Consider the following 5,959-nt stretch of genomic DNA (forward strand, 5'->3'; position numbering starts at 1 on the left):
GAAGTCTTCTAAGCCTTTCTAACCCCACCACATCCTCTGGGTATAACGGTATATAGCCTATCACCTGATCTCCAAAGAGCTTTCTTATATACTCTAGATTCCTCTCTTGCTCCTCATACTTAGATTTGAGAAAACCTGTAGCATCCTTCTCAGCTTCTTCCCTAGGTATGAGCATGTTAACCACAACACCTCCTGATGGTATCTCGTAGGCCTTCACCATCTCCATAAATCTCTTTACAACCGATATAGATAACATCGTAGGTATTGTTACGAATATAAAGCTTGTTTTAGAGGGATCGGTTAATACACTCTTAACACTAGTATATCTTCTGTGGAGTTGTAAGAGCTCCAGGAGAACTGGATCGCTTTTTATTTCCTCAAGAACCTTGTCTTTTCTGAAGCTCAGCTGTGCTCTTAGAGATAAGGCCTCTTGCCTAGACTTTATAACCCTCTGGAGCCAGAGCCCATAGATCTTTGATAGCCCTATAAGCCTTATAGCATTTGCAACAGCAGCTGTATCGAATACAATTCTATCAAATTTCTCTCCCTCCTGAAGTATCAGATCCATCATTTTATCAAACGACGCAGCCTCTTGGAAAGCTGGATTAGTAGTTGCTATATCGATAAACCCCTTAGGATCTATTGGGATCTCGGCCCACTTAAGGAAGTCCCTTATAAGCCTCGTTATCCTCTCCTTATACCTCGCCACAACATCCTCGATCTCCACCTCTATAGCATAGAGATTATTAACCCCCTTCACCTCGGTTATAGAGCCTCCAGAGAGTGGTTGCTCGAACACCGATGAGAGGGAATGCACTGGGTTGAAGCTAGCTATCAAGGTCTTATAGCCCTGCTCCGCGAAGCTCAGCCCTATTGCAGATGCAATTACAGTCTTACCTACCCCTCCCTTGCCCCCAACGAATATGAATTTCTGGTTACCTCTAACAATTGTGATCATGATCACCTCCTAGAGAGCTCCTCAAGATCGTCTAGGGTTATTGTGGATTCCCAGAGCTCGTTGGCAACGGTTTCTATCATCTCCAGCCCTCTAGGTTCTCTCTTAAACATAGGTATTATAGCTAGTATTAGGTTGCCGAATTTCTCGTATATCTCTCTTAGGAAGGGCCTCTGAGCCTCAACCTTCTTCTTCAAATACTCAGGAGCCCTAGGATCCTTTAGAATCACTGGTGGATATACCTGGTTAACAACTACACCAGACATTTTAAGGCCTAGCTCTTCAAACATCTCAAGCGCCTTCTCTGTATCCACTATAGCCATTTTCTCTGGTATGAGAACCATTGTGAAGGCGGTTCCCCTGGGATCTGTTATTAGCTTGCTGAAACTCACTATCCTATCCCTTATGCTCTCCAGCTCCTTTAACAGCTGATCCTCCCTCTCAGTATATTTCTCCCTCTTAAGCCTCGAAGCAATCTTCTCATACTCGTAAGCCTGTCTCCTAGCCTCTGTTATCTTATCAACCCATTTACTAAGTATATCCGCCATGGCAACCATCCTGATCCCATGGCCAAAGGGGGGCATATCGAATACATAGAAATCATATCTACCCTGAGATACCACATCAAGCATTGCATCGTAGACCGCTGATTCATACATTGCAGGCTCTGCAACAGCCGATTCTATGTAGTCTTCAACCTCTCTTGGTATCTCCTCTATCTTATACATATCCCTTATCTTCTGCCTAATAGATTCAACATATTCCTTTATCCTCTTATCGGCATCGATCTCCAATACATATAGATTTTTTGTTATCTCTATCTCACCCTTCCCAAATAGATCCTTTTCAAAAATATCGCTGAGGGAGGCCTGGGGATCTGTTGAGAAGCAGAGAACCCTCTTACCCATCGAAGCAAGTTTGTAGGAGAGGGCAGCGCTGGAAGTGGTTTTCCCCAGCCCACCCTTTCCGGCGAAGATGGCTATCTTCAGCTCTGGTGATCTCTCAAATAGATATTTGAAGCCAACCTTCTTTGGCATATAATCACCCAGTAACTATATCCGTGAAATCCCTCTCCCTAAGCATTCTAAGCTTCCAACCCTTGATATTTGGAACCATATATGGTAGAAGCCTCAGCGTATAGTATGGGGGTAGTATTGGTATGCCCATCATATCGCCTATAGTCATTAACATGAATAGATACTCTATATACATCTTCTCCTTCATAATAGCTGTTACCTGTCCATGGAGAGCCATTCCATATATAGCTTCATTGAGTCTCGATAAGAGGCCTCTTAAACCTTTCTTACCACTAGTACTACTTACATTATCACTCATTATTATCGCCAAAGAATATATTGTTAGGTCTAATATATATTTAGCTATAGCTCAAATTTTAAACCAAAATAGCTATTAATTAAAAAATATATGCTGAAAATATATTTATAGACTAATTATTGCCCTCTCCTATATCTTATATAGCCTTTAACGAGATAGTATGTCATGAGAGCTCCCATAGCAGCTAGAATTATACCCAAGGCAGCCGAGATAACGTTGGATATTATAACAACACCTGGCCCGAACTTTTCTTGTACAGCTGCCTGAACACCAATAGGTTTGTTGGCTAGTAGATATGCTGCATAGGTATAGCCCTCCTAGATCAGTGCTGCTACAGTTGTTATAGCCATAAATATCCCTGGGTAGATCACATACCATGTTGGCCTCCTCACCTTCGCCAGATAGACTGCAACTAGTAGCAGTGCTAGGCCTGCTAGCAGCTGGTTTGTCCCTCCAAAGAGAAGCCATAGGTTAACCCAGCTTCCAGTAAATGCTAGGAATATCATTATTAGGATCAATACCAGCGGGGAGATCCATCTATTCCCAAGGATATTTCTCTCAAACAGCTCTGCCGACACGGTTCTCCACACTCTAACAAACAGCATGCTCGTGATCATACCCATAACAGCTACAAACATGGCGTAGAACAGGTTCATCGCATCTCTAGAAATAGTTGTGAGAGCAGATGTAAGCATAGAAGCACCCTGTACATATGCAGGGGCTGCTGGTGAATATGTAGAGAGGATCATTACAGAGGCTACTGAGGATAAACCAACAATCCCCTCAGTTATCATGGCACCCCCACCAACGGGTCTAGCATCTGTTTCGAATTCAAGCTGCTTCGATGTAAGACCACTCGATACAAGGCTATGCCACCCCGATATAGCTCCACAAGCAATTGTCACAAATAGTATAGGCCATAGTGGGCCTGTCTGTGGATTTGCAAGCACATCTGTTGGCCAGAGGTTTTTAACGGGAGCCTGGACTATCTTCAACCCTGTCCATGGGCTTGCAAGGGCAGCTATGATTACAAGGATCAGGGCTATTATAGCGGGTAGATACCCCACATATACGGTTGGCAATAGGAATCTAGGCATTGGGGTTACAGCACCTATATAGTATATAATCCCGAGGATAACTAGCCAGAATAGAACTGTGAGAGTTCCTGGCTGGGTAGCGCCATAGGTTCTTATATCTAAAAGAGCTTTGGGATCGTCTAGGAAGTTAGTTGGTGGAACCCTTAGCTGTGGTATATTAACAGTAATTACTATCCCTAGAAATACTAGGATTAGAGCTACTATTGTTGCTATTAACACATCGACCTTCATTCTGAATACTAGATGGCCGAATATCACTCCTGTGAATAGTATGAATAGAATAGGTATAAAGGTGCCTGGGAATCCATTGAATACAGTAGTTATGACCCAGGCGAATACAGATGTTATTATTATTAAATATGCTATTAGATAGCCCAGTAATAGCTGTCTAGCTCTATTGCCTAGAAGCTCATATGTTATAGGCCCCATAGATCTCCCATCATTTCTCACAGACATCATCATAGCAGAGTAATCCTGCACCCAGCCTATGAAGAAGTTACCAACTATAAGCCATATCAGGGCGGGAACCCATCCATAGAAGTAGACAGCTACGAGCGGCCCTACTATGGGTCCTAGTGCTGCTACACTCTTAAACTGATAGCCAAAGAGCACATACTTGCTTACAGGGAAATATTCTACTCCATCGAAGTACTGCTTAGCCGGGGTTGGCCTAGTGGGGTCTGACTGCCAAATCCTCCTATCTATATATCTAGAATATACCGTATATGCTATGGCATATATAATAAGTCCTATTAATATATATGGCATTGGTGTGTCTAGCAATTTATACACCTTCATTAACATATTCTACGCCGGGGATATATAAATATTTATTATTTCTTTAATGGTGGTGTATTATGTATTTCTAAAGCATAAAACTAATGTTAAGCTATGCAACAGCAGATCTTATTAATAGTATAGTAGTTTCATATAGCATGTATAACTATCTCACACTTGGGAATGATATACTATTGTTTAGCTACAGCTGAAAGCTTATCCTTTCGGATTGGAGATCAGACGCTTCCGAGAGCTGATCCCTCTTCAATATAGAGGAATAAGCTTTCAGCTGTATAGGGTACATTAAGTGGGATGGCTTGAATGGGCTGTGATGCAGAGGGCGCTTCCTGCGAGATCATAGATGAGGGATCCTGGATTTTGTTATATATAGATAGGAAGAGGAGGAAGGTGTTAAGGGTTAATAGGGGGAGGGTTTTCTCTAGCGATAGAGGTTCTATCGAGCTTAGCAGCATTATAGGTATGAGCTATGGTGTTGAGATCTCTACAAGCGTTGGGGTTAAAGCACGTATTTATAGACCCTCTATCACAGATCTCATATACAGCACTTTTTCAAGGCCTACACAGGTTATATATCCAAAGGATGCCGGCTATATCGTGCTCATGCTAGACATCTCCCCCGGCAAGAGGGTTTTGGAGATAGGTATGGGCTCTGGAGCTATGACAGCGTATATGGCTAACCTTGTAAAGCCAGATGGCAGGGTATATGCGTATGAGATAAGGGAGGATATAGCGAGGGCTGCTCTCGAGAATCTAAGGAGGATCGGGTTGGATAAATATGTAGAGGTTAAGGTGAGAGACGCATCCCAAGGCGTAGATGAGAAGGGCGTTGATGCAGCATTCATAGATATGGGCGATCCCTGGAAGGTGGTTGACGAGGTATTCAAGGCACTCAAACCCGGATCCCAGGCTGCGTTCTTCATACCAACCTTCGAACAGGTTTCAAAGCTCTATAGCTTCCTCACATCCCATGGAGGATGGGGGGATATAAGGGGTGTGGAGTTGATAGAGAGGCCAATAGATCTTAAGGAAGGGGCTATAAGACCTTCGACAAGGATGATAGGGCATACAGGGTATATAATAATAGCTAGGAAGCACTTAAAAGGCTGAGCAACTAACCCATAAGTGGTGGGATAATATCAAGGTTAGCAAAATCCTCGAGGTGTTAACATTATTAGAGAAAGATCTTGAGGAAATATTGAGCCAGACTGAAAAAGATAGAGAGGAAATAGCTAGAAAAGCTATATCAATCGCCGAGAAATCCTTAAGAGAGATTGAAGAAGAAGCACAAAAGATCATATCGGAGATCGAGAGTAGATTAGAGAAAGAGATGAAGCAACTCGAGAGATATCGAGAAGAAGAGAAAAACAGAATCATCAGAGAAATAGATGAAACAGCTGAGAGAAACTACCAGACAGCGATTAAGGAGGGCATGAAAATACTCAGAGATCTTATATTAGAGGGGAAGATAGAATCTAGATAGCAGGATTATCTACTCCTAAGATGTTCCTTTGCTTTGTAGAAATTTTTAATGTCTATAAAGAGCTAACACAAGATCTTATTATAACTGGAATCTCTTTTCGAAGACTAGATCTGTTTAAATATAAATCACGTTTCTCAGTCTTTAAATCCTCTTTATCATATAGAGTAGGATTGATATGATGAGTATCCTCAGCTCTGGTGTCTATCCTCATCGATCAGAAATACCTGCCATCATCATGGGAAAAACTTTATGAGGCTGCTGCGGCGCCCTGCGGCACATATATAAGGCTTCTCC

The 5,959-nt window shown here is 42.4% G+C and carries 6 protein-coding genes; 2 read left to right on the forward strand and 4 right to left on the reverse strand.

Going from position 1 to position 5,959, the window contains the following annotated elements:
* The 4 genes from QXE01_11145 to QXE01_11160 all read right to left on the reverse strand — a co-directional run.
* Positions 1-958: ArsA family ATPase (locus QXE01_11145; protein ID MEM4971792.1), on the reverse strand; the 958-nt coding region annotated here is incomplete at its 3' end.
* 2 nt (positions 959-960) lie between these two features.
* Positions 961-1,992: an ArsA family ATPase gene (locus QXE01_11150; protein MEM4971793.1), complete on the reverse strand. Its 1,032-nt coding sequence runs from the start codon at positions 1,990-1,992 to the stop codon at positions 961-963.
* A 4-nt stretch (positions 1,993-1,996) separates the two neighbouring features.
* Entirely contained in the window at positions 1,997-2,290 is a 294-nt protein-coding gene (locus QXE01_11155) for a hypothetical protein (protein MEM4971794.1), read from the reverse strand.
* Between the two features lie 317 nt (positions 2,291-2,607).
* The gene (locus QXE01_11160; GenBank protein ID MEM4971795.1) at positions 2,608-4,170 is read right to left on the reverse strand and encodes a carbon starvation CstA family protein; all 1,563 of its coding nucleotides are present in this window, start codon (positions 4,168-4,170) and stop codon (positions 2,608-2,610) included.
* A gap of 315 nt (positions 4,171-4,485) precedes the next feature.
* On the opposite strand from QXE01_11160, the gene QXE01_11165 reads away from it, so the two are divergent.
* Positions 4,486-5,292, forward strand: coding sequence for a tRNA (adenine-N1)-methyltransferase (locus tag QXE01_11165; GenBank protein ID MEM4971796.1), 807 nt, complete (start codon positions 4,486-4,488; stop codon positions 5,290-5,292).
* Between the two features lie 88 nt (positions 5,293-5,380).
* Positions 5,381-5,665 (forward strand): hypothetical protein, encoded by a 285-nt coding sequence (locus QXE01_11170; protein ID MEM4971797.1) that lies wholly within the window; start codon positions 5,381-5,383, stop codon positions 5,663-5,665.
* The last annotated feature ends 294 nt before the right edge of the window (positions 5,666-5,959 follow it).

The organism is Sulfolobales archaeon, assembly GCA_038897115.1.
Classification (GTDB): Archaea; Thermoproteota; Thermoprotei_A; order Sulfolobales; family AG1; genus AG1.

Excerpts from the sequence above, each read along its gene's own strand:
- QXE01_11165 (MEM4971796.1), top strand. The coding sequence starts at position 4,486 with ATGGGCTGTGATGCAGAGGGCGCTTCCTGCGAGATCATAGATGAGGGA.
- QXE01_11155 (MEM4971794.1), bottom strand. The coding sequence starts at position 2,290 with ATGAGTGATAATGTAAGTAGTACTAGTGGTAAGAAAGGTTTAAGAGGC.
- QXE01_11150 (MEM4971793.1), bottom strand. The coding sequence starts at position 1,992 with ATGCCAAAGAAGGTTGGCTTCAAATATCTATTTGAGAGATCACCAGAG.